Origin of the sequence: Photobacterium damselae subsp. damselae (assembly GCF_038086725.1) — a bacterium.
In the GTDB taxonomy this organism is placed as follows: domain Bacteria; phylum Pseudomonadota; class Gammaproteobacteria; order Enterobacterales; family Vibrionaceae; genus Photobacterium; species Photobacterium damselae.
On the sequence record NZ_CP146970.1, the window covers coordinates 2,037,345 to 2,063,994 of the forward strand.

Consider the following 26,650-nt stretch of genomic DNA (forward strand, 5'->3'; position numbering starts at 1 on the left):
TATGTTTATCTACACCATTCGTAGACTTAACTTGTTTATTATTACCCTGATGATTCTCACTATCATCGGCTATAGTATTCTTCGTCTCGATACCAATACTATGTGGAGCCAACAGCCCTTTTTTAGCGGTTGGTTTATATACCTCAAAAACCTTGCTGCTGGCAATTTAGGTATTGATATTAATGGTATCCCGGTTGCAGATGAGATCTTGGCGGTATTTCCAGCCACATTAGAGCTCTGCTTTTTTGCCTTTTTACTCTCTCTTATTATTGGTATTCCACTCGGTACCATTGCTGGTGTACGCCGCGGGCATTTTGTTGATACAGTCATTTCCTCAATTACCTTGGTGGGCTACTCCATTCCACTATTTTGGTTCGCCATGCTGTTGATCTTGCTGTTTGCTCTTCATCTTGGCTGGTTGCCTGTTTCAGGTCGTTATAGTCTGCTTTATGAGATCCATCCAGTAACAGGCTTTGCACTTATTGATATCATGCTCTCTAATGAGCCATATAAAGCTCACGCGATGTTAGATGCCATAAAACACCTTATTTTGCCAACATTGGTATTGGCAATGGCACCGATGACAGAAGTCATTCGTCTTACCCGAGCGTCAGTATCGGAAGTAATGAAACAGAACTTTATTAAAGTTGCACAAACCAAAGGCTTATCGACATTTGAAATCGTACGTCGCCATGGTATGCGTAATGCAATTCCTCCTATTATCCCCAAACTTGGCATGCAGTTCTCAACCATGATGACCTTTGCCATGTTAACGGAATCCATCTTTAACTGGCCAGGAATTGGACGCTGGCTACTTGATGCTATTGCGGCACAAAATTATATTGCGATTCAAGCAGGTGTTATTACAGTGGCAAGCTTTATCTTATTGGCGAACATCCTCTCTGATTTGATCGGGGCATTTGTAAACCCATTAGTAAGGAAAGAGTGGTATGCCATCAAATAATGTCTATTTAGAAGAAGTCATCCCAACCCAATGGGAACGAACATGGCAGCATTTTCGAGCAAACTCACTAGCAATGTTTGGACTTTGGTGTTTACTTTTCCTATTGCTGGTCACTTGTACTGCTCACTGGTTAGCCCCTTATTCTCCAATTCAGCAAGTTGGGGAACTGTTAATGCCACCATCATGGGATAACTCAGGACATGTTGAGTTCTTCTTCGGTACCGATGATCTAGGTCGAGACATCTTATCTCGTCTACTTATTGGTACGCAGTTAACCTTTGGTTATGCGCTATTAATCGCTCTAGCAGCCAGCGTGATTGGTTTTGCTATTGGTGTGTTGGCAGGTATGACAAAAGGACTAAAATCCAGCATCTTAAACCATATTTTAGATACTGTACTGTCGATACCTTCATTACTATTGGCAATTATCATGGTCGCTTATATGGGGCCTGGTGAAGCTCATGTTTTATTAGCGGTATGGCTAGCCTTAATCCCTCGTTTTATCCGGGCGATCTATACCGCTGTTCATACTGAAATGGAAAAAGATTACATTATTGCAGCTCGTTTAGATGGGGCAAATAATATGTATCTTCTCTACAACTCCGTATTACCAAATATTCTTACTGTCATTACTACAGAAATGACCCGAGCTATCTCTATTGCTATTTTAGATATCGCAGCATTAGGCTTTTTAGGTCTAGGTGCTCAACCTCCAATGCCAGAATGGGGAGCCATGCTTGGTGATTCGGTTGATCTTATCTATCTAGCACCATGGACAGTAACACTTCCAGGCTTATCCATTATGTTTAGTGTTTTGGTTATTAACCTTGTCGGTGATGGTCTTCGCCAAGCTCTGAATGCGGGGATAGACTAATGCCATTACTTGATATTCGTAACTTAACAATTGAAATTGATACCCCACAGGGCCGAGTAAAAGCGGTTGATCGTATGAGTATGACGATCAACGAAAGCGAGATTCGAGGTTTAGTGGGAGAATCGGGTTCAGGAAAAAGTTTAGTTGCCAAAGCCATTGCCGGTGTAGCTAAAGATAACTGGCACATTACAGCAGATCGCATGCGCTTAGGCGATATTGATTTACTTGCACTGTCATCGCGTGAACGTCGTAAAATCGTTGGTCGCGAAATGGCCATGATTTTCCAAGAAGCATCATCTTGTCTGGATCCATCTGAACGCGTTGGAGCTCAGTTAGAAGAAGCTATCCCCTCTTCTGCATTTTCCGGTCATCTTTGGCAACGATTTCATTGGCGTCAAAAACAGGCCATTGCCCTATTGCACAAAGTGGGTATTAAAGATCACAAACGTGTAATGCGCAGTTACTCCTATGAGCTAACAGATGGGGAATGTCAAAAAGTAATGATTGCGATGGCTATTGCTAACCGCCCTCGTTTATTGATTGCAGACGAACCGACTAATGACTTAGATTCGATTACCCAAGCGCAAATATTCCGCTTACTCAGCCGAATGAATCAGCTTGGTAACACCACCATTTTGCTGATCAGTCATGACTTAACCACGGTGACTCAATGGGCAGACCGCATTACCGTAATGTACTGTGGTCAATCAGTTGAGTCAGGTAGTCGCCAAGATTTACTTGAAACACCGCATCATCCCTACACAGAAGCGCTATTACGCGCCATGCCTGACTTTAGTGATGGTATTTGTCATAAGAGTAAGCTAGAAACACTACCAGGCTCTATACCACCACTTCAGCACTTACCTATTGGTTGTCGTTTGGGCCCCCGTTGCCCTCACGCCCAGCGTAAATGTGTGGAAGTACCCGAGCGCCGTAAAGTGAAGTCGCACAAATACAGTTGTCACTTCCCACTCAATATGGAGAAAGATAAATCATGAGTGCGTTACTTGAAGTGGTCAAACTTAAAAAAGACTACCAATATCGCTCAGGACTGTTTCGCCGTCGTACCATTGAGGCGGTAAAGCCTGTTAGTTTTTCTCTTGAAGCTGGTGAAACAATCGCTCTACTGGGTGAGAATGGCTCAGGTAAATCGACTCTCGCGAAAATGCTCGCCGGGGTTGTGGAGCCAACAAGTGGTCTTATTAAAGTCAATGGAGAGCCCCTTGTTAGTGGCGACTACGAAACTCGTTGTAAACTGATTCGTATGATCTTCCAAGATCCAAATACCGCACTTAATCCACGCATTCAGCTCGGCAGGATCTTAGAGGGGCCTCTCAAACGTAATACCAATATGACACCTCAAGAGCGCGAAAACCGAGTATTACAGACATTACGTCGTGTTGGCTTATTACCTGAGCACGCCTATTTCTATCCTCAAATGCTTGCTACAGGTCAAAAGCAGCGTGTATCTCTCGCAAGAGCTTTAATCCTTCAACCTTGTATCATTGTTGCAGATGAGGCTCTAAATGGTCTTGATATGTCAATGCGCTCACAGATGATAAACCTTCTACTAGAGCTACAAGAAGAGATGGGGTTATCGTATGTTTATGTATCCCAACACATGGGCGTCATTAAACACTTCAGTGATAAAATCATGGTAATGCAAGATGGTGAAGTGGTTGAGAAAGGAAGAACTAAAGAAGTCTTTGAGGACCCTAAGCACCCTCTAACTCAGAAGTTAATCGAAAGCCACTTTAGTGCTCCAACACAAGATCGTACGACCCGTATTAGCAAAGCGACGCCTAAAATTAAGTGTTAATCGACATTTAACCCAGTTAGGAAAAATCCACGGTCCTAATACAGAAAACGCCCTGTTTAATGCAGGGCGTTATCGTTTGCTTAGTTCAGTAAAATAAAAGCAGTCTTATTTTACACCAGCAAGAGTCGCGTTAATGTCAGCCAGAACCTGAGCTGGATTTTCCGCTTGTGTAATAGGACGACCAATAACCAAATAATCTGAACCTGCGGCAATCGCTTCAACTGGCGTCATAACTCGACGCTGATCCCCGGCAGCACTTCCCGCTGGACGAATACCTGGAGTAACTAACTTAAACTCTTGGCCTAAGTTACTTTTTAATAAAGACGCCTCTTGAGCGGAACAAACCACACCATCTAGACCGCTATTTTTAGTCAGCGTAGCCAAATTCATAACCTGCTCTTGTGGTGAACGGCTAATACCAATACCTGCTAAGTCACTGCTTTCCATACTGGTTAGTACAGTAACACCAATTAGCAGCGGACGATCTTTTCCATATGGTTCAAGGATTTCGCGTGAGGCTGTCATCATTCTCTCACCACCACTTGCATGAACGTTTACCATCCATACGCCAAGTTCGGCTGCAGCTTTCACTGCTTTTGAGCACGTATTTGGAATATCGTGGAATTTTAAATCTAGGAATACAGAATGGCCCCGATCATGCAGTTTACGCACAAAATCAGGGCCATAAAAAGTAAACATCTCTTTACCAACTTTCAACCGACAGCTTCCTGGTTCAATTCGGTCAACAAAAGCCAGAGCATCATTTTGATTATCATAGTCTAAGGCGACAATAACTTTTGGATCCATTAATTGTGTATCTAGCATTTGGGCTCCTGCTTTATCTAGAGATGTATCAAAATTCGGGCGCGATTTTACAGGAAAATTGAAACTTTGCTAGATAAATTGGTTTAAGGGCAGAAAAATAGAAGACTAAAGAGGAAAATAGAAAAGATATAGGACTAACAGATAAAATAACAGTGATGATCTCTTTCGAAACCATCACTGTTATTTTTTACAATATGTTAGTCAGGATTTGACTGTTAAAGCGTCTATTCGCCATCTAAACCACGAATAGGTTTGACTGAACCCCAACTCTTACAAGATGGACATTGCCAGTAAAGAGAATGAGCAGCAAAGCCACACTGACGACAGCGATAATGAGGCTTCATTTTAAGTTGTTCACCAACTAGATGACGCAAGCTAGTTAAACTCTCTTTCGCTCGCCCCTCTTCTGCGTCATCTAAATGATAATCCATGAGTTGATAAAAACCACGCATAGTTGGATTTTTCTGCAACTGACGAGTCATAAAGGTCTGCGCCATAACAGGGCCTTCGCGGTGCGCAATTTCATCAGCGAGCATCAACTCAGCGGTCGCGCCAACTTTACGTTCAACACATAGTTGTAAATATTTAAGCCACGTAGACTCACTGTTAGTAGCTTGATAGCACTCAAGTAGCAAAGGTAGTGCTTCACCGACAAAATCAATATCTTGATCTATGACTTTTTCTAAATACTTGATTGCTTGTTTGTATTCATGATTTTGGATATGAATTCGAGCCATCATTAATGACGCTCGTACACACTGTTTATCAACCGATAACGCTTTTTTGATATCTTGAATTGCTTTATCTGGATTTTGGGCACCTAACTCAATCATGGCTAATTCACACCAATAGTGAGCGATATCATGCTTGAGCTTTGCCTCCCCCATCTTGACTAATTGAGTGGCCATATCAATGGCTTTTTCCCACTCTCTAGTACGTTGATAAATGTCGAGTAATTGTTGAAGTGCACTTTTTCGATAATCAGGCTCATCAAGTAATTGACCAAAAATCTTTTCTGCTCGGTCAAAAAGGCCTGCGACCATATAGTCTTTAGCCAACTGCTGCAGCGAAAGGTTACGCTGTTCTATAGTTAAATTAGGACGGGCAATAAGATTCTGGTGAATTTTAATTGCCCGCTCTACCTCACCTCGGCTTCGGAAGAGATTTCCTAAAGCAAGGTGAGTATCAATGGTTTCACTATCAACCTGGAGCAGTTCGATAAAAATATCAACTGCTTTATCAGACTCATCAGATAACAGCATGTTCAAACCTGCCACATATTGTCGTGACATGTGGTTTGACTGCTCCTGTCGATCGTTACTAGCGCTTCTATTACCCATATACCAGCCATAAGCAGCTGCAATTGGAAGTAACAGAAACAATAGTTCAAGCATTAAAACTTATTCCTTTACAGGCTCTGCACGTAACTGGTCTAGCTCTTTTTGCTGCTTTGCAACTTTCTTAGTTAGACGATTTTTAGTGAAACGTGCTTTAAGATATAGGATGCCGCAGATAATCCAGCCAATAGCAAAGCCAGCACCAAAAGCGATACCCAATAGAGTAGATAGCTGAAACTCACCTTGAGCAATCAGGTAATCAAAGTTCACAAGCACTTGGTTTTGCGCACCAAGAGCAAGGGTGATAAGAAAGCAGGCAACTAGCACTATCGCTGTAAAAATTTTCATCAAAAACCTCTCACTCCTTAAAGAAAGTTAATTATACCAAGCGTTGTAGGGAAAAAACCAAGTTTTTATGTGGTTTGGCTCTCTTCTATCAAAGACTTGGGCTCTACTGCCTCGATTATGCAGGATTTTAACTCATCAGACCATAAACAACAGATATAAAAAAACGGCATACTAGTTAGTATGCCGTTTTTTTGTTCGAATCTCGTGGATTACGCTACTTGTGCATTCACACGGTCACGTAATTCTTTACCTGGCTTGAAATGAGGTACGTACTTGCCGTCTAACTCAACTTTATCACCAGTTTTAGGGTTACGACCCACACGAGGAGCACGGAAATGCAGTGAGAAGCTACCAAAGCCACGGATCTCAATACGCTCGCCCTGTTCCAGAGTAGTCGCCATTTGCTCAAGGATTTCCTTGATCGCATCTTCTACTTGTTTAGCAGAAAGATGTGTTTGTTGACTGCATAGTCTTTCAATAAGTTCAGACTTTGTCATAAACACTCCGTTTTTAGTATGTTTCTCAATAGTATAACCGCTTAGAGGGAAAAAGCTAATTAAATCAACCTCTCCCTCTAATGCTCAATTATTCGCCTTTAGCAGCTTTGAAAGCGTCAGCCATAGCGTTACCGAATGCAGCATCATCTTGCTTGTTCAGTGCAGCCATTGCTTCTTGCTCTTCAGCAACGTCTTTAGCGCGTACAGATAGGTTGATTACGCGGTTCTTACGGTCAACGCCAGTGAATTTAGCTTCAACTGAATCGCCAACAGAAAGAACTAGAGTAGCGTCTTCAACGCGATCTACAGATGCTTCAGAAGCGCGTAGGTAACCTTCAACGCCTTCAGCTAGCTCAACAGTTGCGCCTTTAGCGTCAACAGCTGTAACAGTACCGTTAACTAGAGCACCTTTCTTAGTAGCAGCAACAAAACCGTTGAATGGGTCTTCTTCGATTTGCTTGATACCTAGAGAGATACGCTCACGCTCAGCGTCTACTGCTAGAACTACTGCAGAGATTTCGTCGCCTTTCTTGAAGTCACGAACCGCTTCTTCACCTGCAACATTCCAAGAAATGTCAGATAGGTGAACTAGACCGTCGATGCCGCCTTCTAGACCGATGAAGATACCGAAGTCAGTGATAGACTTGATCTTACCAGTTACTTTGTCGCCCTTAGCTTGCATTTCTGCAAATGACTGCCATGGGTTAGCTTTACACTGCTTAAGACCTAGGCTGATACGACGACGCTCTTCGTCGATATCAAGAACCATAACTTCAACTTCGTCACCCACGTTAACAACTTTAGATGGGTGGATGTTCTTGTTAGTCCAATCCATTTCAGAAACGTGAACTAGACCTTCAACGCCTTCTTCGATTTCTACGAAGCAGCCGTAATCAGTTAGGTTAGTTACGCGACCAGTTAGCTTAGTGCCTTCTGGGTAACGCTTAGCGATAGCAACCCATGGATCTTCGCCTAGCTGCTTAAGACCTAGTGATACGCGAGTACGGTCACGATCGAACTTAAGAACTTTAACGTTGATTTCGTCGCCAACATTAACGATTTCAGAAGGATGCTTAACACGCTTCCAAGCCATGTCAGTGATGTGTAGTAGACCGTCAACACCACCAAGGTCAACGAATGCACCGTAGTCAGTAAGGTTCTTAACGATACCTTTAACTTCCATGCCTTCTTGTAGAGAAGCAAGAAGCTCATCACGCTCAACGCTGTTTTCTGATTCGATAACTGCGCGACGAGATACAACTACGTTGTTACGCTTCTGATCTAGCTTGATTACTTTGAATTCTAGCTCTTTGTTTTCTAGGTGAGCAGTGTCACGTACTGGACGAACGTCAACTAGAGAACCTGGTAGGAATGCGCGGATGCCGTTAAGTTCTACAGTGAAACCACCCTTAACTTTACCGTTGATGATACCAACAACAGTTTCAGCATCTTCGTAAGCTTTTTCAAGCTGGATCCATGCTTCGTGACGCTTAGCTTTTTCACGAGAAAGCTGAGTCTCACCGAAACCGTCTTCGATCGCGTCGATAGCTACGTCTACTTCAGAACCAACTTCGATTTCAAGTTCGCCAGCAGCGTTCTTGAATTGCTCAGCAGGGATAGAAGACTCAGACTTAAGACCTGCGTCAACTAGAACGTAACCGTTTTCGATAGCTACTACAGTACCTTTAACGATTTGACCTGGGCGAGTTTCAAGCTCTTTTAGAGACTCTTCAAACAATGAAGCAAAAGATTCAGTCATTTAATTTAATCTTCAATTAAAAACAACCATGGGTATCCTACCGCATGGGGTTGATCATAAAGCCAGTTTTCATCCATGAAACCAGCACCGTACGCTAGCGAAATGCTAACGGACATAAATTCATTTATTGTAGCTTAGATTCAGCAAAAGCTACGACTTGAGCAAGCACTTCTTCAATCGTCAATTCAGTTGAATCGATAGTCAAAGCGTCTTCAGCAGGACGTAATGGCGCAACAGCTCGATTGCGGTCACGGTAATCACGTTCTTGGATCTCGCTCAAAAGACTGTCAAAGTTAACATCTAATCCTTTCTTTTGCAACTGATTCATACGGCGATTTGCACGTTCTTCAGCACTTGCATCTAAAAAGATTTTAACTTCAGCAGAAGGGAAAACCACAGTTCCCATGTCACGACCATCAGCAACAAGACCTGGTGCTTCGCTAAATGCGCGTTGGCGGCGTAATAGAGCCTCTCGAACACGTGGTAGCGCGGCGACTTTTGATGCGGTATTGCCGACTTTTTCTGTACGAAGGGTATTAGAAACATCTTCACCTTCAAGAATAACCTTAACTAACTCGCCTTCTGCTACAAATTGAACATCCAAGTTCGCAGCCAACGGTACTAAAGCATCTTCAGATTCAAGATCGACATCATGATGAATTGCAGCAAGCGCAAGCACACGATAAATAGCACCAGAATCAAGTAAATTCCAGCCCAGTTTTTCTGCCAAAAGCATACATAGCGTACCTTTACCAGCACCGCTAGGACCATCAACAGTAATGACTGGAGCGTGAGTAGACATAGGTTTTCTCCGAAATTCTTTACAATTAAATGGGCAGAAGTGAGATAGAACACAACCACCTTTAATCGGAGGCGTATTATACGGAAAAAAATTCAAGATTTATATGCGATTGCAAAAAAGATTTTACTTAGATTGTTCATTAATGGAGCGATAGTTTTACAGGTGAGATGTTTAGACTCTAAAAAGCCAACACTGCTCATTATTATCAGAGAATAATTAAAGCAGTGTTGGTAAATTATACCGTGTTTAGTATGACCAATCCTAGACGGTACAATTTCTTTTCTATCGGCTTAATTGCTCTAATTTTGTAAAGTAATCAGGAAATGTTTTTGATGTACATTTCGGATCGTTAATCGTGACTGCAGTATCGCTTAATGCCACCAGCGAAAAGCACATCGCCATTCGGTGATCATCGTAAGTATCAATCGCCGCATGCTTCAACTGAGTAGGCGGTGTAATAGTAATATAATCATCCCCTTCCTCAACCTCTGCCCCCAACTTGCGCAATTCGGTTGCCATTGCATGCAATCGATCGGTTTCTTTTACTCGCCAATTATAGACATTTCTAATTGATGTTGTGCCAGGAGCAAATAAGGCGGCAGTCGCTATAGTCATCGCAGCATCAGGAATATGATTAAAGTCCATATCAATTGCATTTAGCTGACGGTGGCGAGCAATAATATAATCCTCTCCCCATTCAATTTCAGCTCCCATAGCTTCAAGTGCATCAGCAAATTGAATATCACCTTGAATACTGTTTTTACCGATTCCAGTAACTTTCACCTCACCGCCTTTTATTGCACCTGCGGCCAGAAAATATGAGGCAGACGAAGCGTCACCTTCTACTAGAAATGCACCTGGTGATTGATAAACTTGACCGGCTGGAACGATAAATTTTTGATAGTTTTGGTTTTCAACCTGAACCCCAAACTGAGCCATGATATTCAATGTAATATCAATATAAGGCTTAGAGACTAAATCGCCTTTGATTAAAATTGTGGTATCACTTTTTGCCAGCGGTGCAGCCATCAAAAATGCGGTTAAAAATTGGCTAGAAATTGAGCCATCAATAGAAACTTCACCGCCATCTAACCCCGTTCCTTTAATCTTCAGTGGCGGGTAATGTTCATTTTCAAGATAAGTAATATCAGCCCCAGCACTGCGCAAAGCATCAACTAGATGACCAATTGGGCGCTCTTTCATACGAGGTTCACCCGTAAGCTCAAACTCCCCTAGCCCTAAACAGAGTGCAGCGGCTAATGGTCTCATCGCTGTACCAGCATTGCCCAAATATAAACAGGTAAAATCTTTGACTGAAAATGGCTGGCCAAGACCTTCAACTGTACATTCGGTTTTATCAGCCGATAGTTGATATTGAACCCCAAGTTGCTGTAATGCATTTAACATATGACGAATATCATCACTGTCTAATAGATTGGTTAAGCGCGTCGTTCCCTGCGCTAAAGCTGCGAGTAATAAAGCTCGATTTGATACACTTTTCGAACCTGGTAAATTGACTTCACCATTAATAAGGTTGATTGGTTGTAATGTAAGGCTTTCCATGAATCCCTGTCTTCTCTCTATTTAATGCATTTTAGCAGAGTAACCAATATTGTGATTGTGATCTAGTACGTACTCCAAATAGAGTTGGGTATGAGTATAATAACGCTAAAAATCAAAGAGAGAAGATAACATGTCATCACGCACACCCATGGTTGGAATAGGGGTGATAATCCAAAATAGTGAAGGGAAAATTCTTATTGGAAAACGAAAAAATAGTCATGCGCCCTACTTCTCTATTCCTGGCGGACATTTAGAGATTGGAGAAACATTTGAAGCATGTGCTTGTCGTGAGGTACTTGAAGAAACGGGACTGAAGATAGAAAACCCAACGGTAATTGCGGTAACCAATAATCTTGAAACATTTCATGAATCAGGCAAACATTTTATTAGCGTTGCCATGTTAGCAACCGATTTTTCAGGCGAACTCTCATTACGAGAACCTGATAAATGTGAAGGGTGGCAATGGATTAAACCAGAGCAAATACCCGAGCCTCAATTTGACGCCAGTCGACAGTCCATTGCATGTTTTCTACAGCAGCAGTTTTATCTCAAACCACCGCACCAAGGCTGAAATTCATACTTTAAAAACCACTTGTACATAGGCAGAGAATAATATCATTTTCTGCCTATGTAAGTAGTTGTAGCTGCAAATAATATGAATATGGTAAGGAATTATTTCACATCAATACGATTAACAGTCAGTGTATCATTATTAAAGACACCAATCGCCTGAACATACATGCCATTCGCTAATTTTTTACTGTCGGTTATAGTATTAGCTTGATACACCACTTTCGTTGTTCCTAACATAAAGCTGCTATCAGTTAAGTCTGAGACTTTCCCTTCCACCTCGGAATTAGGCATATTATTTACAGGAGATACGCTAGTCACAACCCATTTATTATTATCTAAGTGTGCTGAGACAAGAACCCACCCTAAATCACCGCCACCATTTTTATAATCTAAGCTAAACACTTCAGGATCAGTAATAGTAACTTTGGTGCCATTCATGACTAATTGATTATCATTATTCAATACAGCTAGGCCAGAAAATGCTGGATCAAGTTTAATATCAGTAACATTGTTACCTTGAATGGTAAGTGAAACATTCATGCCTTTATGCACTGAATCGAGATTGAAATCTTGACCTTCATAGTCAACATTGGCTTGCTCGGTATTATAGGTTTTTCCATCTAGAGTTAACGTATATTCGCCTGCAGAAGCTGCTGTCAACACACCAGATGCATGAGTAATGGGCTGAGGAGCAGATTTGGTTTGTTCTGGCGCGGGCGCTTTATCACCACATGCACTAAGAAGTAAGCTCAGTGCCACCGCTAATGTTAACTTTTTCATAGCAACCTTCTAGAAATACAGTAAGTTCGTGTTTTCATAGTATAAAACGTGATCTTAACTCTCTGCTATTAAAAACACATTAATTTATAGGACAAATCATACCACAAAAGACACTCTAGAGTTTACTTTTTAGAAAAAGCCCGCACTCCAGTAGAAGTGCGGGCTCTCTTTAATTAAAACAAATAAGCTTAAATAGCACTTGTTTTAACTTATCATTTATACATCATACGTTGTTGATGCAGTGTTACCGCCAGTACCTGTCCAGTTAGTATGGAAGAACTGACCGCGAGGCTGATCAATACGCTCATAAGTGTGCGCACCGAAGTAGTCGCGTTGAGCCTGAATCATGTTCGCTGGCAGATCGGCTGTTGTATAACTATCAAGGAAAGTTAGGCCTGAAGTCATCGTTGGCATTGGTAGACCAACTTCTAGCGATTTCGCTGCAACTTTACGCCATGCTGCCATGCTACTTTGTAGAATATCTTTAAAGTAAGGATCTGAACCTAGGAATTTGATTTCTGGATTCGCATCATAAGCATCACGGATATTACCTAAGAACGCACTGCGGATAATACAGCCACCACGCCACATTAATGCCACGTTACCGTAATTTAGATCCCAGTTAAACTCTTCAGACGCTTCACGAATTAGCATAAAGCCTTGTGCATAAGAGATGATCTTAGATGCAAGCAGAGCCTGACGTAATGCGTCAACCCACTCTTTCTTATCACCTTCAATTGGCGTGATTGTTTTACCAAATAGCGCTTGTGCTTCAACACGTTGGTCTTTCATTGATGACACACAACGAGCAAAAACAGATTCAGTGATCAGTGTTAGAGGAATACCCAAATCAAGAGCATTAATACCCGTCCACTTACCGGTACCTTTTTGTCCTGCTGTATCTAAGATTTTCTCAACTAATGGCTGACCATCAGTATCTTTATAACCTAGAATTTCAGCTGTAATTTCAACTAGGTAACTATCAAGTTCGGTCTTATTCCACTCTTGGAAAATCGCTTGCATTTCATCATGAGATAAACCAAGACCAGACTTCATAAAGTGATACGCTTCGCTAATAAGCTGCATATCACCATATTCGATACCGTTGTGAACCATTTTAACAAAGTGGCCAGCGCCGTCTTTACCGACCCAATCACAACACGCTTCACCCGCTTCTGTTTTCGCAGAAATCGCCTGGAAAATTGGTTTAATTGCCGGCCATGCAGCTTCTGAACCACCTGGCATAATCGAAGGTCCAAAACGAGCCCCTTCTTCACCACCAGAAACACCAGAGCCTACATACAAAATGCCTTTTTCTTTTAGCTCAGCAACTCGACGGTTCGTATCTGGGTAGTTAGAGTTACCACCATCAATGATAATATCGCCCTTATCCAATAGCGGTACAAGTTGCTCAATAAAAGCATCGACAACACTACCTGCACGAACCATAAGCATGATTTTGCGCGGAGATTCTAGTTTTGATACAAGATCTTCTAAAGATGTCGCACCGATAATATTTGTACCTTTCGCAGGACCTTCTAGGAACTCTTCTACTTTTGATACAGTACGGTTGTAAGCAACAACTTTAAAACCATGATCATTCATGTTTAGGATAAGGTTTTGGCCCATTACTGCTAAGCCAATTACACCGATATCACCTTTCATATTTTTCTCCTTACGCCAACAGCTGTGCGGCTGCTGAATCTAAAAACCATTCTGTTTGACCAAATTGAGTCTGAATTTTTGCTGCTGGATACGGAAGTTCATCCGCAAAATGCTCACTAATTTCTTTTAGAATCTTAGCCTTACCTTCACCTAATACAAGGTAAGTAATTCGATCGGCATTTTCCAGCAAACGTGCTGTCTTTGAGATACGCTTTTGTCCTGATTCAGGATGCGTTGCAATAACAGCTAAATGTTGATCATTAAAATCTGTTTGGTGTGGAAACAGCGATGCAGTATGACCATCGGCTCCCATTCCCAATAATATCCAATCAAAAGCAGGTAACCCGTGCTTATGAGGAATTACTTTATCCATTTCATTTGCAAAACGAACCACTTCTTGTTCTGGGTCAGCTTCACCTAAAATTCGATGAATATTCTCACTCGGTAACGCAACATGCTTAAACAATAGCTCATTTGCTTCACCGAAATTACTTTCAGGATCTGTCGGTTCAACACAACGTTCATCACCCCACCAAAAATGCAGATTTTGCCAATTAATACTGGTTGCAAATGGTGCTTGAGCTAACGTTTTAAAAAGTAGCTTAGGTGTTGAGCCTCCAGATAGAGAAATATGAATAGGACGTCCTTGTTGACTCATTTCTCTCATCGTTTCAGCCAGTGAGTTCACTACCTGATCGGGAGTTTCAAATACGCGATAGTTCATCATGATCATAGCTCGCAGTAATCAGTATTAGTTAGGTTTTTACATGGGAAGCGCCATTCTCGACCATCATTACTCAGTAGCTCATCAGCTTCTTTAGGTCCCCATGTACCCGCCGCGTAACCAAATAAGTGTTCTGGATGTTCTTTATAATCAAGAATTGGCTGAACAAACTGCCAACAAGCACGAACGGCATCAGTGCGGGCAAATAACGTTGCATCCCCTTTCATACAATCAAGTAATAGGCGCTCATAGGCCGTTAACATATTACTCTCTTGCATGTCTTGGTAATGGAAATCCATCGATACTTCTTTAGCTTCAAAACCTGCACCAGGCTTTTTCAAACCAAAACTCATTAGAATACCTTCATCAGGTTGAATTCGAATGATTAACTTGTTTTCAGGAGCGGTTGTGCCAAAGACTGGATGTGGTGTCTTCTTAAAATGAATCACAACTTCAGTTACACGAGTTGGTAGTCGTTTACCGGTACGAACATAGAATGGAACGCCATTCCAGCGCCAGTTATCGATAAACATCTTCAAACCAACATAGGTTTCGGTACGAGAATCGTCTGCTACGCCATGTTCATCACGGTAACCTGGCAGATGCTTACCACGTACTTGTGACTCGGTATATTGTCCTAACACCAAATTGTTATTCAGATCAGCGTCACTCAATGGTTTAAAGCTTTGCATTACTTTAACCACTTCGTCACGAATAGAGTCTGCGTTAATTGCTGCTGGTGATTCCATCGTGGCCATTGCTAGCACTTGAAGCAAATGGTTCTGGAACATATCACGAACAGCACCAGATCCATCGTAGTATCCACCACGATCTTCAACCCCTAACGATTCTGCGGCTGTAATCTCAACAAAATCGATAAAGTTGCGATTCCAAAGCGGCTCGAACATGCCATTGGCAAAACGGAATACCAGTAGATTTTGAACCGTTTCTTTACCTAGATAATGGTCGATACGGTAAATTTGATGCTCTTTAAAACAGGCGTGAATTTGTTCATCTAGCGCATTGGCTGAAGCAAGATCATAGCCAAATGGTTTTTCTACAATCAAATTCTTCCAGCCATTAGATTCGTCATTTAATCCGTGAGCGGCTAAACACTCAGGAATCACCCCATAAAGGCTAGGTGGTGTTGCTAGATAGTAGACCGTATTACCACCAGTATGATGAGCATCTTCTAATACAGACAGACGATCCTTTAGCAGTGAATAATTCTCTTTATCGGACGTATTTACTGCCTGGTAATAAAGGTGCTGACAGAACTTCTCTAATGTTGCTTGTTCGGTTTTTTCATTTTCGATTAGAGATTTCTTGAGTTTGGTACGGAATTCGTCATCACTGTAGGCTGTACGACTAACACCAAGAATAGCGAAATCTTCAGGAAGAAGACCATTTGCGTACAAGTGATAAAACGCAGGAATTAACTTGCGATGAGTTAAGTCTCCTGATGCGCCAAAAATGACGATTGTGTTGTTTTCTGGTTTAGCCATGTAATGTTCCCACTTACATCAGATCATTAAGATCTGGGATAGCCATCAATTGTAATAATCACAATCAGTGTAATGCTATTTAGGTTCTTTAAAACATCAACTTAGTACAATGCTAAGTGTTTTATATGGTGAGAATAATAGCATTTCTCACTATAACTTATATTTGATAATACCTATCGAATTGATAGTCTATACCGTTATTCACACCACAAAAACCCATGATTTGTGGTGTTTTTGTAGCATTTTATTTCACTATATTAGAAACCTGTTATTGAATAAATTGAACTCCGACCTGTTATATCGAACATTTAACCAACAATTTATTCAACATTAACTAGAGAATGTACAAATCCCACACAGACTTCGAGGCTTATTCTGACAAAAAGATATAAAAAAAGTGAAATGACAACCAACCATTTCACTCTCTTATTTCACCGAAAAATATCAACATTGCACAGATAATCTAACAGATTAAGCTCTAATCTTTATTTTTTGCATAATAGGCCATTTTGTCTTGATACATTGCTTCATCGGCAACGTGGAACATTGTGCTAACACAAGTAGAATCTGAGCAACTATAACCAACAGCAAAACTCACTTTAATTGTCTGGTTATCTTCCGTTGTGATCACATGCTTATTACGTTCACAATGAAGTCGCTCAGTTAACTTATCACAAGCAGCAACACTGCCGTCTTCAAGTAAGATTGCATATTCATCCCCACCAAGTCGATACACTTTATCGGTATTTCGACAAGCAGAAACCAGTATATTGCCCACTGCAATCAACAGTGCATCGCCCATCTTATGCCCATGGAGATCATTCGCCTGTTTGAGACCGTTAACATCAATAATGCATAAACCAAAATGACGCTCAGGATACCGCTTTAACCGTTTTGTATATGCTTCAAAATCAATGTCAAACGCTTTACGGTTAGCCAATTCAGTTAAAGAATCCGTAATCGCTATTCGCTTTAATTCTTGATTTAGAATTTTACCTTCAAGAGTCGATGCTAATTGATTAGCAAAAATCGAAATCACTTCAAAGTCATCAATTTGTAAATCTGATGCCTGCATGATCAAAAGACCTAAGCTTTTATTATCGCTATCGAGTAAATTGAAACCATGATAGAGCTGATTACTTCGGTAATTAAAATAATCTTGATCCGTTTGCAACAATTCCAATTGTTCAAGTTTGTGAAGCGGTAGATCCTCATAGCTCCAATCTTTATGATCATATTGAAACTTTAAAGCCCACTCTGCGTCTGGATATAACTCTTTTAATTGCTGTATCACGACATCACGAAAGTCATCTGTCTGCACCTTACTAAAAAAGGCAATAAGAGACTGCATCATTTCACGACGTCGCTCTTCTCGTTTTAGCGAAGTCGATAATGCCTCTGTTTTTTCTTGAACTTTTTTCTCTAGCTTACCGTTAAAATTGCTTAGCTGCACATTCGCCACTTCTTGCGCTTTCATCGCATTGGTTAATGCTTGGTTCGTTACTGCTAAATTTTTAACTTGGGCCTGAATAGTTGAAGACATTTCTTGAATTAAGTTATCAACCGAGTAGAACTCCATAAAACGAAGATTACGTTTAGGAACACTGTAGTTGCCACGGGAATACTCTCGAACAATACGCATTAAAGCCGCTAATGGTTGAGAGACCCAACGGTAAGTCATACCAGCGCCGAATAAACCTAATGCAATGGCAATTAAGCTTAAAATTGTGAAAATCTTTAATGACTGAGTGAATTGATCGCCTTTGTACTCACGGTCCATGTACACAATTAATTCATAATTTAAAGCATCAGCAACATATTCATTATCGAGCACAATTTTTCTTTGTAACGACATCGACGGCGCATTATGTTCATTTTCGCCAGCGGTAAATAAAATAGAATCTATCGTACTTCGATTTAACTCAACCCACTCGCCGTTAGAAAGGTAAGGCTTTATCATTTTGCCTAAACTTTCCATTGGAATCACAACAACCAAATAACCTAGAGGATCTTTTTTCAAGCCTTCAGTCAATGTCGATTGATAGACAGGAACAACAACAACAACGCCACGCTCAGATGGGTTAAGTTTATTAGGCATCAGCTTTTCATCGTAATAATTGAAAATCCATTGATCCCCTTTTAAATTTTTAGAGAGTCGCGTCTGTTTTAGTAAGTGCGTTTGAATATTTTTAAGCGACTCGATACCACTAATACCATTATAGTTTTCGACTTCATCCCAATCTTTATCCAAAAGATAAGCCGACTTTACAAGTGGTGCGTTATCAACTAAAGATTCTAATGTTGCAAATACATGGCTTGAGAGAAAAAAGTTATCAATACCTTGAACTAGCAATCGATCTCGAGACAATACATCGAGGCTAGTTGACAATACATAAAAACGATAATTTATCTCTTGGCCAATCGTATTAGAGAGACGTTTTAGCTGCTCGGTCTGATAATTTTTTTCTACATCAATTTGCTGCTTCAACAACAAGCCACCAATCATTGCTGCCGGAACAACAGCAATAACCAGCATTAACAGACCTAACGAATATCTTAATCTTAACTTCATTGTTGTTTTTCTAAGCGTTGTAATTGCCCACTAGCAACCCTTTGCATATAGTCAGCGGTATTTTCTGCTGATTCACCATCTGCAAATCGATAAAAACCCTTTCCCATTGCTTGCCAAACAATAGCCATCAATACATTCGATGGCATTACTTTAGCCAAAGAAAGTTGCTCTAATATGATTTTATTATCGCCTATTGCGGTCTTCTTTAGTTGCAAAAATAGCGAATTTGAAACAGGCAATAAATGGTACTTATCATAGACCCACTTCTGGTTTGCTTTTCTTTGTACAAACTCGATAAAGCGCTTCAATTGATTTTGTACAAGCACTGAGCGTTGATCAAATTCAGGCATAGCAAGGACAAAAGTACTTTTTAAACCATACATTTTGTGACCATTAAGGCTTGGTAACATAGCCAAACCCACGTTATCACCCATTTCTTTTTTAATATCATCATATGCCCAATCACCATTAATAGCATAGGCCGACTTTCCCTGAATAAATCCAAGCTGGGCACAATGATAACCACAATGACCATCTATAATGCCGTCTGCTGCTAATAAATGATAATACTTAAGAGCATTCACCATACCTAACGAGTCCAAACTGATTTTATCGTTCTTTATTGGCCAGCCATCAGATGCGAGAAGAAATGGCATAAAGAAATACATATCATTGTAATTCCAGCCTATTGGCATAATTTGCTTAGATACAAAATCTTTTTTCTGCTGGAGCAGTTCTGACCAAGATGTGATCGGTGTTTTAACCATATTCTTATTATAATAGAGTAATAAATGGTTACCTTGAATGATCGGTACGCCTCGATATTTACCATTGACTCTCGCCGTTTCACCAACCGCGGGTTCAAAATCAGTATGAATCCAGCCTTTTGGAACCGGAGATAACTTCATCTGCTTATATAAACCTAGAAAGTCAGATGGAACTAATATCAGATCGGGTAAACCACCATATTGAGCACCTAATAGCAGTTCTGCTTTAATTTTTTGCGGATCAAACTGAACAACAGAAACTTGAATTCCCGTTTCTTTTTCAAAACGAGAAACTAGACCATCAATATAAGCAGTTGATTGATGAGAGTGCCACAGCGTAATTCTTGCATTTGCTATGCATGGAATCAGCATTAATAGCAAAATTAAGCAACGAAACACAACCAAAGATACTCTCCTAAAATAAACTGCAATTAGATATAATACCGTAAAGCAAATCAGAGATAAATGAATGCTGTTCAATCATCATCAAAGGTCAATCTGTGTGGATACTTTTTACAAAGATCTCTTACATTTGTTTATAAAGTAGCAGTTATTTCTGTTTGATTTTGTATAATTGCTGTCGACTTCACAGATTTCAATCATGAGTGAAACTTTTGTTCTTTACTTACATCTTAATTACAACAGTTTACGCATCTACTTATTACTAAATAAAGTTTCTAATGTTAAAAATCTCTTATACAAAACTACCCATAGCAATTATTGCATTGCTTTTAACAACAGCTTGCGCATCAACTCAAGCGACAACAGCAAAAACGACTCAATCTGGGCATACAACGATCTCTGCACACCAAAAGAAAGAACAAGATATGGTGAAGTTTGCACGTCGTTACATTGGTACTAAGTATGTTTGGGGAGGTACGACACCAAAGGGATTTGATTGTTCTGGATATATCCAATATGTCTATAAACATTTTGGTATTAAAATTCCTAGAACTACAGCCGCTTACCCGGAACTGTATGCGAAGAGAGTTCCCTTGAGTAAAGCGCAAGTGGGTGATCTGATCGTATTTACAGGAACCAATCCAAAAATTCGGAAACCAGGTCATGCGGGAATTATTACTGAAGTTGGGAAAGGGAAACTAAAATTTGTCCATAGTTCATCATCTCGTAAGCATTTTGGCGTAACCGAAACGAATTACTATAAAAGTGGATATCCAAAACGTTACCTAACCGTGGTACGCATGTAATCTATTCGGCCCCAATCGATATTATGGTGATATCTATTGGGGCTGTATCATTCATTAATAGAATCTAGCACTCGTCTTCTAAGTCTTTCGCAATCGCACACGCTTGCAATAAATTTAATAAACCATGAGTTTTCAACCACTCGAGTTGCTCAGCATTTTTAACTAAAAAACGCCCACTATAGTTCATCCCATTCGCAAAAATATCTTCAATACAATTACGACTTCGCGGAATGACTAGCATCCAATGACGAGTTAATAAGATATTGTAAGGCTTACATTTATTATTATTTTCTTCCGATCCAAACAGCTTCATTTCACGCATTGCAGCTAAATAAGAGATATAAAGCTTTTCGCTACTAGGGCGATGATAACGATATAGACGGTGCTCAAAAGGTAATCTTTCGGATAAAATCAACGCCTCTAATGGCACTTCTGACTGAACTAACTGCATGTGTCTATGAGCTTGACTTGCGCCAGCTACAGGGCCGCCATTATAGAAACCCAATACATTGTCAGATTCAAAACCTCTTAACCAAGCGGCAAAGTCTTCTAATTCTAACGGTGATTCTTGCGAAATAAATTGCTTTGAACAGATCAGTAGATGAGGTGTGATCACTGGAAATTTATTTAATAAGCAAACATGCTCTTCACCAGCCTCAGCAACAAACATATCTTGTTCATAAGGTAAGAAAGGGTTGAAATCGGCTGTTTGCTTAGGTGTGAATTTTCGCTGAGCGCTATTTTTAGCAACAATATGACCTAAATAGGTAATGCCATTTTGTTCAATTGCCACGGCTTCTGTTGCTATAGGATACAAGCTCCCATTTGCTTTAGCCTGCTCAATCACTTGCTCAGCCTGTTCCCAAAACATTTATCTCGAACCTTATTTAACTAATCACGAAAGATTTTATCATCCCATGCTGGCCTAAATTACCTATAGCCAGTTCATAAAATTTAGATTGCATATTTATCTAAACATTTAAGTACACACCTATCACCCTGATCTATTGTAAAGTTAAGTTTACAATGAATGTGGATTTGGCAAGATTGAAATCAACCCACTATATAGCTGTTTTCTAGTAAAATTTGTATTATCCAACTCAAGTAAAGAGGAAGTTAACTGCGATCCCTGTTCGTACTCCAAAGGTCAACTTTCTCTTGTAGTATCCTTTTTGGTCATTGAGATGCTACAAAAAAGGGGCCATTAGAGCGGTCACTCTATAGCCCCTTAATCATTTTATCCTAAGTTAGATAATCTGGGCGCCAATCAAAAAGCAGCCAAATACTAAACTTAGCATCATCGCAATTTGCCCACCACCTGCGGTATAACACATCGCAAGTTCTTTATGATTGTCCTGCTCTAACGCTTCAACTTTGCGTAATCTTATCGTCATTGCCATCGGAACAAAAATCGCAAGAAAGACTAAGATAAGACCTGCATATCCAAGAACCGCAAGGAAATGATTTGCAGCAAAAAGAGCACCAATTAAAGGCAAGATAAATGTCACAACATACGTAACAGCACGATTTTGCTTTAGAGCATCTCGATTTTGGTCAAATAACGCCATAGCAACTCCTAAGAAAGAAGTTAACAAAGCCAAACCCGTGAAAGTAGATAGAATTGCGTTAATACCTGAGAATTTTGGACTTAAAGCTGCAATCAACTCAGAAACATTAGCAAATTTAACTAATTGTTCTGCCGAGAGATTACCAACTACTGCGTACAACCAGAGTAAGTAACAAACCAGCGGTATAGCAGAGCCAACAATAACCATATTACGTAGCTGTTTATGGGATGCGTCACTGTTATAAGTCACTAAAGAAGGGATTACCACCATAAAACCAAAGCTAGTGAATAGCACTGAACTGGTTTTAATTAAGGCAACTTTATCACTGCTAGTTGCATCCACTAAATGTTCAAAGGTGATACTCGGTACTAAAGAAAAGAGTGTTAGCGCTAACATGACCACCATGATAGCGAACAGTACCCGATTTAACTTATCAATAACAGCCGTACCCGCAGCAACAATCAAACCAGCAATTACCGTAAATGCAACTTGGCTTTGAACCATAGTAAGCTCAATATTTACACTCGCGGCTAACTTTTTAACAAGGTCGCCAGAGCCAATAATATAAGCCATTAATAAGCAAACCAATAAGGCATATAAAAGGCCATTTGTGATGATTTGACCACCCTTGCCTAATGTTTTTCGCGCAATGGTATTCATACCAAGTCCGCCACCGGCCTTAATGCTCGCCTCTAGTAATAATAAAGCAGCATACGTGGTACCTAACCAGATGATGAGCATCAATACCGATCCCCACGCTAGGCCAAACTGTGCTAATACCATCGGAATAGCCAGCATTCCAGCACCTAATGCTGTTCCAGCAATAATTAACGAACTACCTAAAAGTTTAAGATTCATGGAGTTACCCTTAAATTTGCTCAATAGTAGGACAGATCTCTACTGAGTAAAAAACGCTAAAATTAAATTAATATGAGTGAATTTTTTCTTTTTTTAAAAATAAGTTATTAAAAATAAAGAAAAAACTTATATGCGTTAGGATAGAAACGAATAAATCGAGAAGAGGTAAAAAAGGCAGGACGAGACTTGACTTGCTGAGAGTGAGATGAAATAGCGGATAGAACCCTACCCGGTGATGCAACTATGGCATCGATTATGGTTGCTGAACAGTGACAGTTCATAAAATCGTACTCCTAAAACGATATACCCACTATGGGTTGCTAGCAACATCCCCATATTGCTAACGTTATGTTCCGGTCAGAACATTTTGGTCTTTATGAAAATTAACAGCTTAAGATAAAAACTCAATTATCATTTTTGGAATCTTTGATCTATGTAATGATAAATAAATATTAAACACCTATTTAACACTTATTCATTACACCTCGCACCTTCCATTATTAACTCGGTTCTTTCTCCAAGGCGACTAGAGTTAATCTATTAAAAGCAGTCGGTTTAACTGCAATCAAACTACCATCACCAAACTGAATCCCATCAAAGTACTGGCTGCCCCACTTTACTTTTTTAAATCGGGCATATCGCGCTTTAGCATATACTTCTTCTAATGCATTCACGGCTCCATGAGTTTTGGCCTGACTTTCAATAGCTGGGCTTAATAATTTTTCCGCAATAGTCATCTACGCATCCATTCCTTAAAGCAGTTCGATGATGAGTATTCCTTTTTATCAAATACTCATCACGATGCAATAGTTAATCATCACTTTTTAATTCTCTGACTCACAACAATGCCAACAATCATTGCTATCACAAACAACAATAACGTTGGATTTAGGCTAGAGATCGAGGTTAATGCAGGACCTGGGCACACGCCAGATAACCCCCAACCAATACCAAAAAGCATAGCGCCAATTACTAGAGGTCGATCAATAGACTTTAACTGTGATAACGAAAATTTTTCTGCCAAAACTGGTTTCTGACGGGGTTTAACCAGAAAATAATAACCAGGAGCAAAAACCAGCAGTGCCCCTCCCATCACAAAAACTAAACTAGGGTCCCAATCACCTGCAATATTTAAAAAACCTATCACTTTAGCAGGATCAACCATCTGGGAAATCATCATACCCGCACCAAAAAGTAACCCGGAACTTAAAGCAACGAGATAACCTAAGATACTCTTTAATTGATTCGTCATTTTACTTTCCTACTTTCTAGTGTGTTAGATAAACGGTAATCACAGCGGTAGCCATAAAAATCATTGTCGCCACCATCGAACGAACCGATAACCGCCCTATTCCACAAATACCGTGCCCACTGGTACAACCATTACCTGTATTAGTACCAAGTCCAACGAGAAAGCCGGCAATAATCACAACCCACCACTGAGACATTGGGTAAGATTCAGGAAGTGAGAAACCGAGATTGGAAAAGAGATAGCCGCTTACGCCCATACCTACAATAAATAACCCACGCCAGAATGTGTCTTTCTGCTGCGGCTTTAAAACACCGGCCAAAATACCGCTAATTCCTGCGATTTTGCCGTTAAGTAGTAATAATAATAACGCTGAAACGCCAAGCAGCATTCCACCCATTAACGCATCCCAAGGTATCAACATTGTCTGACTCTCCCAAGCAATCTTATATTAGACATTACTAAGAAACAAAAAATAAGGCAACACTAAATTAGCTTTTACTAAAATACTGTTTGCACGTATACTGCGTATAAAACAGCCTAGCAGTTCAAAGTCACATCGTCGTAAATCGATGATAATTGACTCTTGATGCCCAAATAATCTCAAGGTGCAAGGTTACTCGGGTATAAAACAAATCAGATATGAGGTGGATATGACTAAAATTGTGATTATTGGTGGTGTTGCAGGAGGCGCTTCAGCCGCGGCAAGAGCAAGACGTTTAAGTGAAGATGCTGAAATCATTGTTTTTGAACGAGGCCAGTATATCTCTTTTGCTAACTGTGGATTGCCTTATCATATTGGCGGTGATATCCCACAACGTCAAAATCTACTTTTGCAAACACCAGAGAGCTTTTTGGCCCGATTTAATGTCGATGTGCGGGTAATGAACGAAGTAACGCAGATTGATCGCCAAGCCAAATGCATTACCGTAAAAAATCTTATTGATGGTACCAGTTACCAAGAAAGCTACGACTTTTTACTATTAAGCCCTGGCGCATCTCCGATCATTCCTCCTATTGAAGGTATTGATAACCCTCTGACTCACTCTTTGCGTAATATTCCAGACATGGATCGTATCCTCGCTACTCTAGATAATCATAAACCGACTCATGCCACTGTTGTTGGTGGTGGGTTTATTGGTCTAGAAATGGTAGAAGCATTTCACCAACGAGGCATAGCCACAACGCTTCTTGAAATGGCACCCCAAGTAATGACCCCAGTCGATCCTGAAATGGCAGGTTTTGTGCACCAAGAGATTAGAGATAAAGGGATAGACTTACGCTTAAATACGGCATTAAGTGCGATTCAATATCATGAGAAAACCCAATCTCTTACCTTATCTTTAAGTAATGGCGAAAATTTAGAAACAGGTATTGTCATTATGGCAATTGGAGTTCGCCCCGATATTGAATTAGCTAAACAAGCGGGTCTAAAAATTGGGGAATTAGGCGGAATATGGGTCGATGAGACTTTGCAAACCAGTGATCCGAGTATCTTTGCTGTGGGCGATGCGGTTGAAGAAAAAGACTTTGTCACAGGAAAACAATGTTTAGTACCTTTAGCTGGTCCTGCCAACCGTCAAGGTCGAATGGCGGCGGATAATATGCTTGGTCGTAGGGAACATTATCAAGGCACTCAAGGTACAGCGATCTGTAAAGTATTTGATTTGGCTGTTGCTTCAACAGGAAAAAACGAAAAACAGTTACAGCAACAAGGTATGGCTTACCAAAAGGTGTATGTTCATACCGCTAGCCATGCAAGCTACTATCCAGGAGCTGAAACCGTATCATTAAAACTGCTGTTTGAAACCACATCGGGTAAAATTTTAGGTGCTCAAGCTGTTGGTAAAGATGGAGTTGATAAGCGTATAGATATCCTTGCCGTTGCTCAACGTGCTGGTATGACAGTAGAACAGTTACAACATGTAGAACTGACCTATGCCCCTCCGTATGGCAGTGCCAAAGATGTCATAAACCAAGCCGCTTTTGTAGCTAGTAATATAATAAAGGGCGATGCAACTCCAATTCACTATAATGAACTTGAGCAACTAACCGAAAATCAGATACTGCTTGATGTTCGTAACCCTGGAGAGCTCAAAAATATGGGCTTTATTAAAGGTGCGATAAATATCCCTCTAGATCAATTACGTCATCGCATGAATGAGTTACCTAAAGAGAAAGAGATCATTATTTATTGTGCTGTAGGATTACGTGGAAATGTGGCCTATCGACAATTGGTCAACAATGGGTATAAAGCGCGTAACTTAATGGGTGGTTATCGAACTTGGAAGTTTGCTCAAATGTAAAACTTTTCGTGATCATAAAACAAAACCATTAAAAAAAACGCTGGAGAGAGTAAACCTCCAGCGTTTTTTATTGGCTCAATATAGTTT

Annotated in this window: 25 protein-coding genes; 7 read left to right on the forward strand and 18 right to left on the reverse strand. The window is 40.4% G+C overall.

Annotation, left to right across the window (positions count from 1 at the left end):
* Position 1: 1 nt before the first annotated feature.
* The 4 genes from WAX86_RS09120 to WAX86_RS09135 are packed head-to-tail and all read left to right on the forward strand — an operon-like array spanning position 2 to position 3,657.
* On the forward strand, positions 2–964 hold the full coding sequence (locus tag WAX86_RS09120; RefSeq protein WP_341488678.1) for an ABC transporter permease subunit: 963 nt from the start codon (positions 2–4) through the stop codon (positions 962–964).
* Positions 951–1,838, forward strand: coding sequence for a putrescine export ABC transporter permease SapC (gene sapC, locus WAX86_RS09125; protein WP_044175375.1), 888 nt, complete (start codon positions 951–953; stop codon positions 1,836–1,838). Before WAX86_RS09120 ends, sapC begins: the two co-directional genes overlap by 14 nt.
* The gene (locus WAX86_RS09130) at positions 1,838–2,836 is read left to right on the forward strand and encodes an oligopeptide/dipeptide ABC transporter ATP-binding protein (RefSeq protein ID WP_005298742.1); all 999 of its coding nucleotides are present in this window, start codon (positions 1,838–1,840) and stop codon (positions 2,834–2,836) included. Before sapC ends, WAX86_RS09130 begins: the two co-directional genes overlap by 1 nt.
* Positions 2,833–3,657 carry an ATP-binding cassette domain-containing protein gene (locus tag WAX86_RS09135; RefSeq protein WP_069532142.1) on the forward strand — a complete coding sequence of 275 codons (825 nt, stop codon included), beginning with the start codon at positions 2,833–2,835 and terminating at the stop codon, positions 3,655–3,657. Before WAX86_RS09130 ends, WAX86_RS09135 begins: the two co-directional genes overlap by 4 nt.
* Before the next feature lie 105 nt (positions 3,658–3,762).
* On the opposite strand, the gene pyrF is transcribed toward WAX86_RS09135, so the two are convergent.
* From pyrF to aroA, 7 genes are all read right to left on the reverse strand, one after another.
* A complete protein-coding gene (gene pyrF, locus WAX86_RS09140; protein WP_065170334.1) occupies positions 3,763–4,482 on the reverse strand; it encodes an orotidine-5'-phosphate decarboxylase in 720 nt (239 codons plus the stop codon).
* A 224-nt stretch (positions 4,483–4,706) separates the two neighbouring features.
* Entirely contained in the window at positions 4,707–5,876 is a 1,170-nt protein-coding gene (lapB, locus tag WAX86_RS09145) for a lipopolysaccharide assembly protein LapB (RefSeq protein ID WP_065170333.1), read from the reverse strand.
* Positions 5,877–5,882: 6 nt separating this feature from the next.
* On the reverse strand, positions 5,883–6,167 hold the full coding sequence (locus tag WAX86_RS09150) for a LapA family protein (RefSeq protein WP_044175372.1): 285 nt from the start codon (positions 6,165–6,167) through the stop codon (positions 5,883–5,885).
* Between the two features lie 209 nt (positions 6,168–6,376).
* Positions 6,377–6,664, reverse strand: a complete 288-nt coding sequence (ihfB, locus tag WAX86_RS09155; RefSeq protein ID WP_005298731.1) for an integration host factor subunit beta — start codon at positions 6,662–6,664, stop codon at positions 6,377–6,379.
* Between the two features lie 88 nt (positions 6,665–6,752).
* Complete coding sequence (rpsA, locus tag WAX86_RS09160) at positions 6,753–8,423, reverse strand: 30S ribosomal protein S1 (RefSeq protein WP_005298730.1); 1,671 nt, start codon at positions 8,421–8,423, stop codon at positions 6,753–6,755.
* Positions 8,424–8,547: 124 nt separating this feature from the next.
* Entirely contained in the window at positions 8,548–9,225 is a 678-nt protein-coding gene (gene cmk, locus WAX86_RS09165; RefSeq protein WP_005298727.1) for a (d)CMP kinase, read from the reverse strand.
* 282 nt (positions 9,226–9,507) lie between these two features.
* A complete protein-coding gene (aroA, locus tag WAX86_RS09170) occupies positions 9,508–10,788 on the reverse strand; it encodes a 3-phosphoshikimate 1-carboxyvinyltransferase (RefSeq protein ID WP_341488679.1) in 1,281 nt (426 codons plus the stop codon).
* A 130-nt stretch (positions 10,789–10,918) separates the two neighbouring features.
* On the opposite strand from aroA, the gene WAX86_RS09175 reads away from it, so the two are divergent.
* Positions 10,919–11,359 (forward strand): NUDIX hydrolase, encoded by a 441-nt coding sequence (locus tag WAX86_RS09175; protein WP_341488680.1) that lies wholly within the window; start codon positions 10,919–10,921, stop codon positions 11,357–11,359.
* A gap of 101 nt (positions 11,360–11,460) precedes the next feature.
* Here the strand turns inward: WAX86_RS09175 and WAX86_RS09180 are convergent, their stop codons facing one another.
* The 6 genes from WAX86_RS09180 to WAX86_RS09205 all read right to left on the reverse strand — a co-directional run bounded on the left by WAX86_RS09180 (position 11,461) and on the right by WAX86_RS09205 (position 19,773).
* Positions 11,461–12,141 carry a DUF5666 domain-containing protein gene (locus WAX86_RS09180; RefSeq protein ID WP_341488681.1) on the reverse strand — a complete coding sequence of 227 codons (681 nt, stop codon included), beginning with the start codon at positions 12,139–12,141 and terminating at the stop codon, positions 11,461–11,463.
* 216 nt (positions 12,142–12,357) lie between these two features.
* Positions 12,358–13,806 (reverse strand): decarboxylating NADP(+)-dependent phosphogluconate dehydrogenase, encoded by a 1,449-nt coding sequence (gnd, locus tag WAX86_RS09185; protein ID WP_005298721.1) that lies wholly within the window; start codon positions 13,804–13,806, stop codon positions 12,358–12,360.
* Between the two features lie 10 nt (positions 13,807–13,816).
* Complete coding sequence (gene pgl, locus WAX86_RS09190; protein WP_341488682.1) at positions 13,817–14,533, reverse strand: 6-phosphogluconolactonase; 717 nt, start codon at positions 14,531–14,533, stop codon at positions 13,817–13,819.
* A gap of 2 nt (positions 14,534–14,535) precedes the next feature.
* The gene (gene zwf / locus WAX86_RS09195) at positions 14,536–16,035 is read right to left on the reverse strand and encodes a glucose-6-phosphate dehydrogenase (RefSeq protein WP_005298716.1); all 1,500 of its coding nucleotides are present in this window, start codon (positions 16,033–16,035) and stop codon (positions 14,536–14,538) included.
* Positions 16,036–16,513: 478 nt separating this feature from the next.
* Positions 16,514–18,607 carry a GGDEF domain-containing protein gene (locus WAX86_RS09200; protein ID WP_341488683.1) on the reverse strand — a complete coding sequence of 698 codons (2,094 nt, stop codon included), beginning with the start codon at positions 18,605–18,607 and terminating at the stop codon, positions 16,514–16,516.
* Positions 18,604–19,773 carry an extracellular solute-binding protein gene (locus WAX86_RS09205; RefSeq protein ID WP_341488684.1) on the reverse strand — a complete coding sequence of 390 codons (1,170 nt, stop codon included), beginning with the start codon at positions 19,771–19,773 and terminating at the stop codon, positions 18,604–18,606. Before WAX86_RS09205 ends, WAX86_RS09200 begins: the two co-directional genes overlap by 4 nt.
* Before the next feature lie 326 nt (positions 19,774–20,099).
* Here WAX86_RS09205 and WAX86_RS09210 point away from each other — a divergent pair, with 326 nt between their 5' ends.
* Complete coding sequence (locus WAX86_RS09210) at positions 20,100–20,582, forward strand: C40 family peptidase (protein WP_341488685.1); 483 nt, start codon at positions 20,100–20,102, stop codon at positions 20,580–20,582.
* Positions 20,583–20,646: 64 nt separating this feature from the next.
* Here the strand turns inward: WAX86_RS09210 and WAX86_RS09215 are convergent, their stop codons facing one another.
* The 5 genes from WAX86_RS09215 to WAX86_RS09235 form a co-directional block, all read right to left on the reverse strand.
* Complete coding sequence (locus tag WAX86_RS09215) at positions 20,647–21,453, reverse strand: DUF4922 domain-containing protein (protein WP_341488686.1); 807 nt, start codon at positions 21,451–21,453, stop codon at positions 20,647–20,649.
* Positions 21,454–21,829: 376 nt separating this feature from the next.
* On the reverse strand, positions 21,830–23,008 hold the full coding sequence (locus tag WAX86_RS09220; protein WP_138240806.1) for an amino acid permease: 1,179 nt from the start codon (positions 23,006–23,008) through the stop codon (positions 21,830–21,832).
* A gap of 500 nt (positions 23,009–23,508) precedes the next feature.
* Positions 23,509–23,745 carry a hypothetical protein gene (locus WAX86_RS09225; protein WP_065172315.1) on the reverse strand — a complete coding sequence of 79 codons (237 nt, stop codon included), beginning with the start codon at positions 23,743–23,745 and terminating at the stop codon, positions 23,509–23,511.
* A gap of 80 nt (positions 23,746–23,825) precedes the next feature.
* Positions 23,826–24,260: a YeeE/YedE family protein gene (locus tag WAX86_RS09230; protein ID WP_341488687.1), complete on the reverse strand. Its 435-nt coding sequence runs from the start codon at positions 24,258–24,260 to the stop codon at positions 23,826–23,828.
* Between the two features lie 16 nt (positions 24,261–24,276).
* Positions 24,277–24,702, reverse strand: coding sequence for a YeeE/YedE family protein (locus WAX86_RS09235; RefSeq protein ID WP_225314633.1), 426 nt, complete (start codon positions 24,700–24,702; stop codon positions 24,277–24,279).
* A gap of 208 nt (positions 24,703–24,910) precedes the next feature.
* Between WAX86_RS09235 and WAX86_RS09240 the strand changes: the two genes are divergently transcribed.
* Entirely contained in the window at positions 24,911–26,563 is a 1,653-nt protein-coding gene (locus WAX86_RS09240) for an FAD-dependent oxidoreductase (protein WP_237035267.1), read from the forward strand.
* Positions 26,564–26,650 lie beyond the last annotated feature (87 nt).

Bases quoted from the DNA above. Each gene is read 5' to 3' on its own strand.
- WAX86_RS09120 (WP_341488678.1), top strand. From the start codon at position 2: ATGTTTATCTACACCATTCGTAGACTTAACTTGTTTATTATTACCCTG.
- sapC (WP_044175375.1), top strand. From the start codon at position 951: ATGCCATCAAATAATGTCTATTTAGAAGAAGTCATCCCAACCCAATGG.
- WAX86_RS09130 (WP_005298742.1), top strand. From the start codon at position 1,838: ATGCCATTACTTGATATTCGTAACTTAACAATTGAAATTGATACCCCA.
- WAX86_RS09135 (WP_069532142.1), top strand. From the start codon at position 2,833: ATGAGTGCGTTACTTGAAGTGGTCAAACTTAAAAAAGACTACCAATAT.
- pyrF (WP_065170334.1), bottom strand. From the start codon at position 4,482: ATGCTAGATACACAATTAATGGATCCAAAAGTTATTGTCGCCTTAGAC.
- lapB (WP_065170333.1), bottom strand. From the start codon at position 5,876: ATGCTTGAACTATTGTTTCTGTTACTTCCAATTGCAGCTGCTTATGGC.
- WAX86_RS09150 (WP_044175372.1), bottom strand. From the start codon at position 6,167: ATGAAAATTTTTACAGCGATAGTGCTAGTTGCCTGCTTTCTTATCACC.
- ihfB (WP_005298731.1), bottom strand. From the start codon at position 6,664: ATGACAAAGTCTGAACTTATTGAAAGACTATGCAGTCAACAAACACAT.
- rpsA (WP_005298730.1), bottom strand. From the start codon at position 8,423: ATGACTGAATCTTTTGCTTCATTGTTTGAAGAGTCTCTAAAAGAGCTT.
- cmk (WP_005298727.1), bottom strand. From the start codon at position 9,225: ATGTCTACTCACGCTCCAGTCATTACTGTTGATGGTCCTAGCGGTGCT.
- aroA (WP_341488679.1), bottom strand. From the start codon at position 10,788: ATGGAAAGCCTTACATTACAACCAATCAACCTTATTAATGGTGAAGTC.
- WAX86_RS09175 (WP_341488680.1), top strand. From the start codon at position 10,919: ATGTCATCACGCACACCCATGGTTGGAATAGGGGTGATAATCCAAAAT.
- WAX86_RS09180 (WP_341488681.1), bottom strand. From the start codon at position 12,141: ATGAAAAAGTTAACATTAGCGGTGGCACTGAGCTTACTTCTTAGTGCA.
- gnd (WP_005298721.1), bottom strand. From the start codon at position 13,806: ATGAAAGGTGATATCGGTGTAATTGGCTTAGCAGTAATGGGCCAAAAC.
- pgl (WP_341488682.1), bottom strand. From the start codon at position 14,533: ATGATGAACTATCGCGTATTTGAAACTCCCGATCAGGTAGTGAACTCA.
- zwf (WP_005298716.1), bottom strand. From the start codon at position 16,035: ATGGCTAAACCAGAAAACAACACAATCGTCATTTTTGGCGCATCAGGA.
- WAX86_RS09200 (WP_341488683.1), bottom strand. From the start codon at position 18,607: ATGAAGTTAAGATTAAGATATTCGTTAGGTCTGTTAATGCTGGTTATT.
- WAX86_RS09215 (WP_341488686.1), bottom strand. From the start codon at position 21,453: ATGTTTTGGGAACAGGCTGAGCAAGTGATTGAGCAGGCTAAAGCAAAT.
- WAX86_RS09220 (WP_138240806.1), bottom strand. From the start codon at position 23,008: ATGAATCTTAAACTTTTAGGTAGTTCGTTAATTATTGCTGGAACAGCA.
- WAX86_RS09225 (WP_065172315.1), bottom strand. From the start codon at position 23,745: ATGACTATTGCGGAAAAATTATTAAGCCCAGCTATTGAAAGTCAGGCC.
- WAX86_RS09230 (WP_341488687.1), bottom strand. From the start codon at position 24,260: ATGACGAATCAATTAAAGAGTATCTTAGGTTATCTCGTTGCTTTAAGT.
- WAX86_RS09240 (WP_237035267.1), top strand. From the start codon at position 24,911: ATGACTAAAATTGTGATTATTGGTGGTGTTGCAGGAGGCGCTTCAGCC.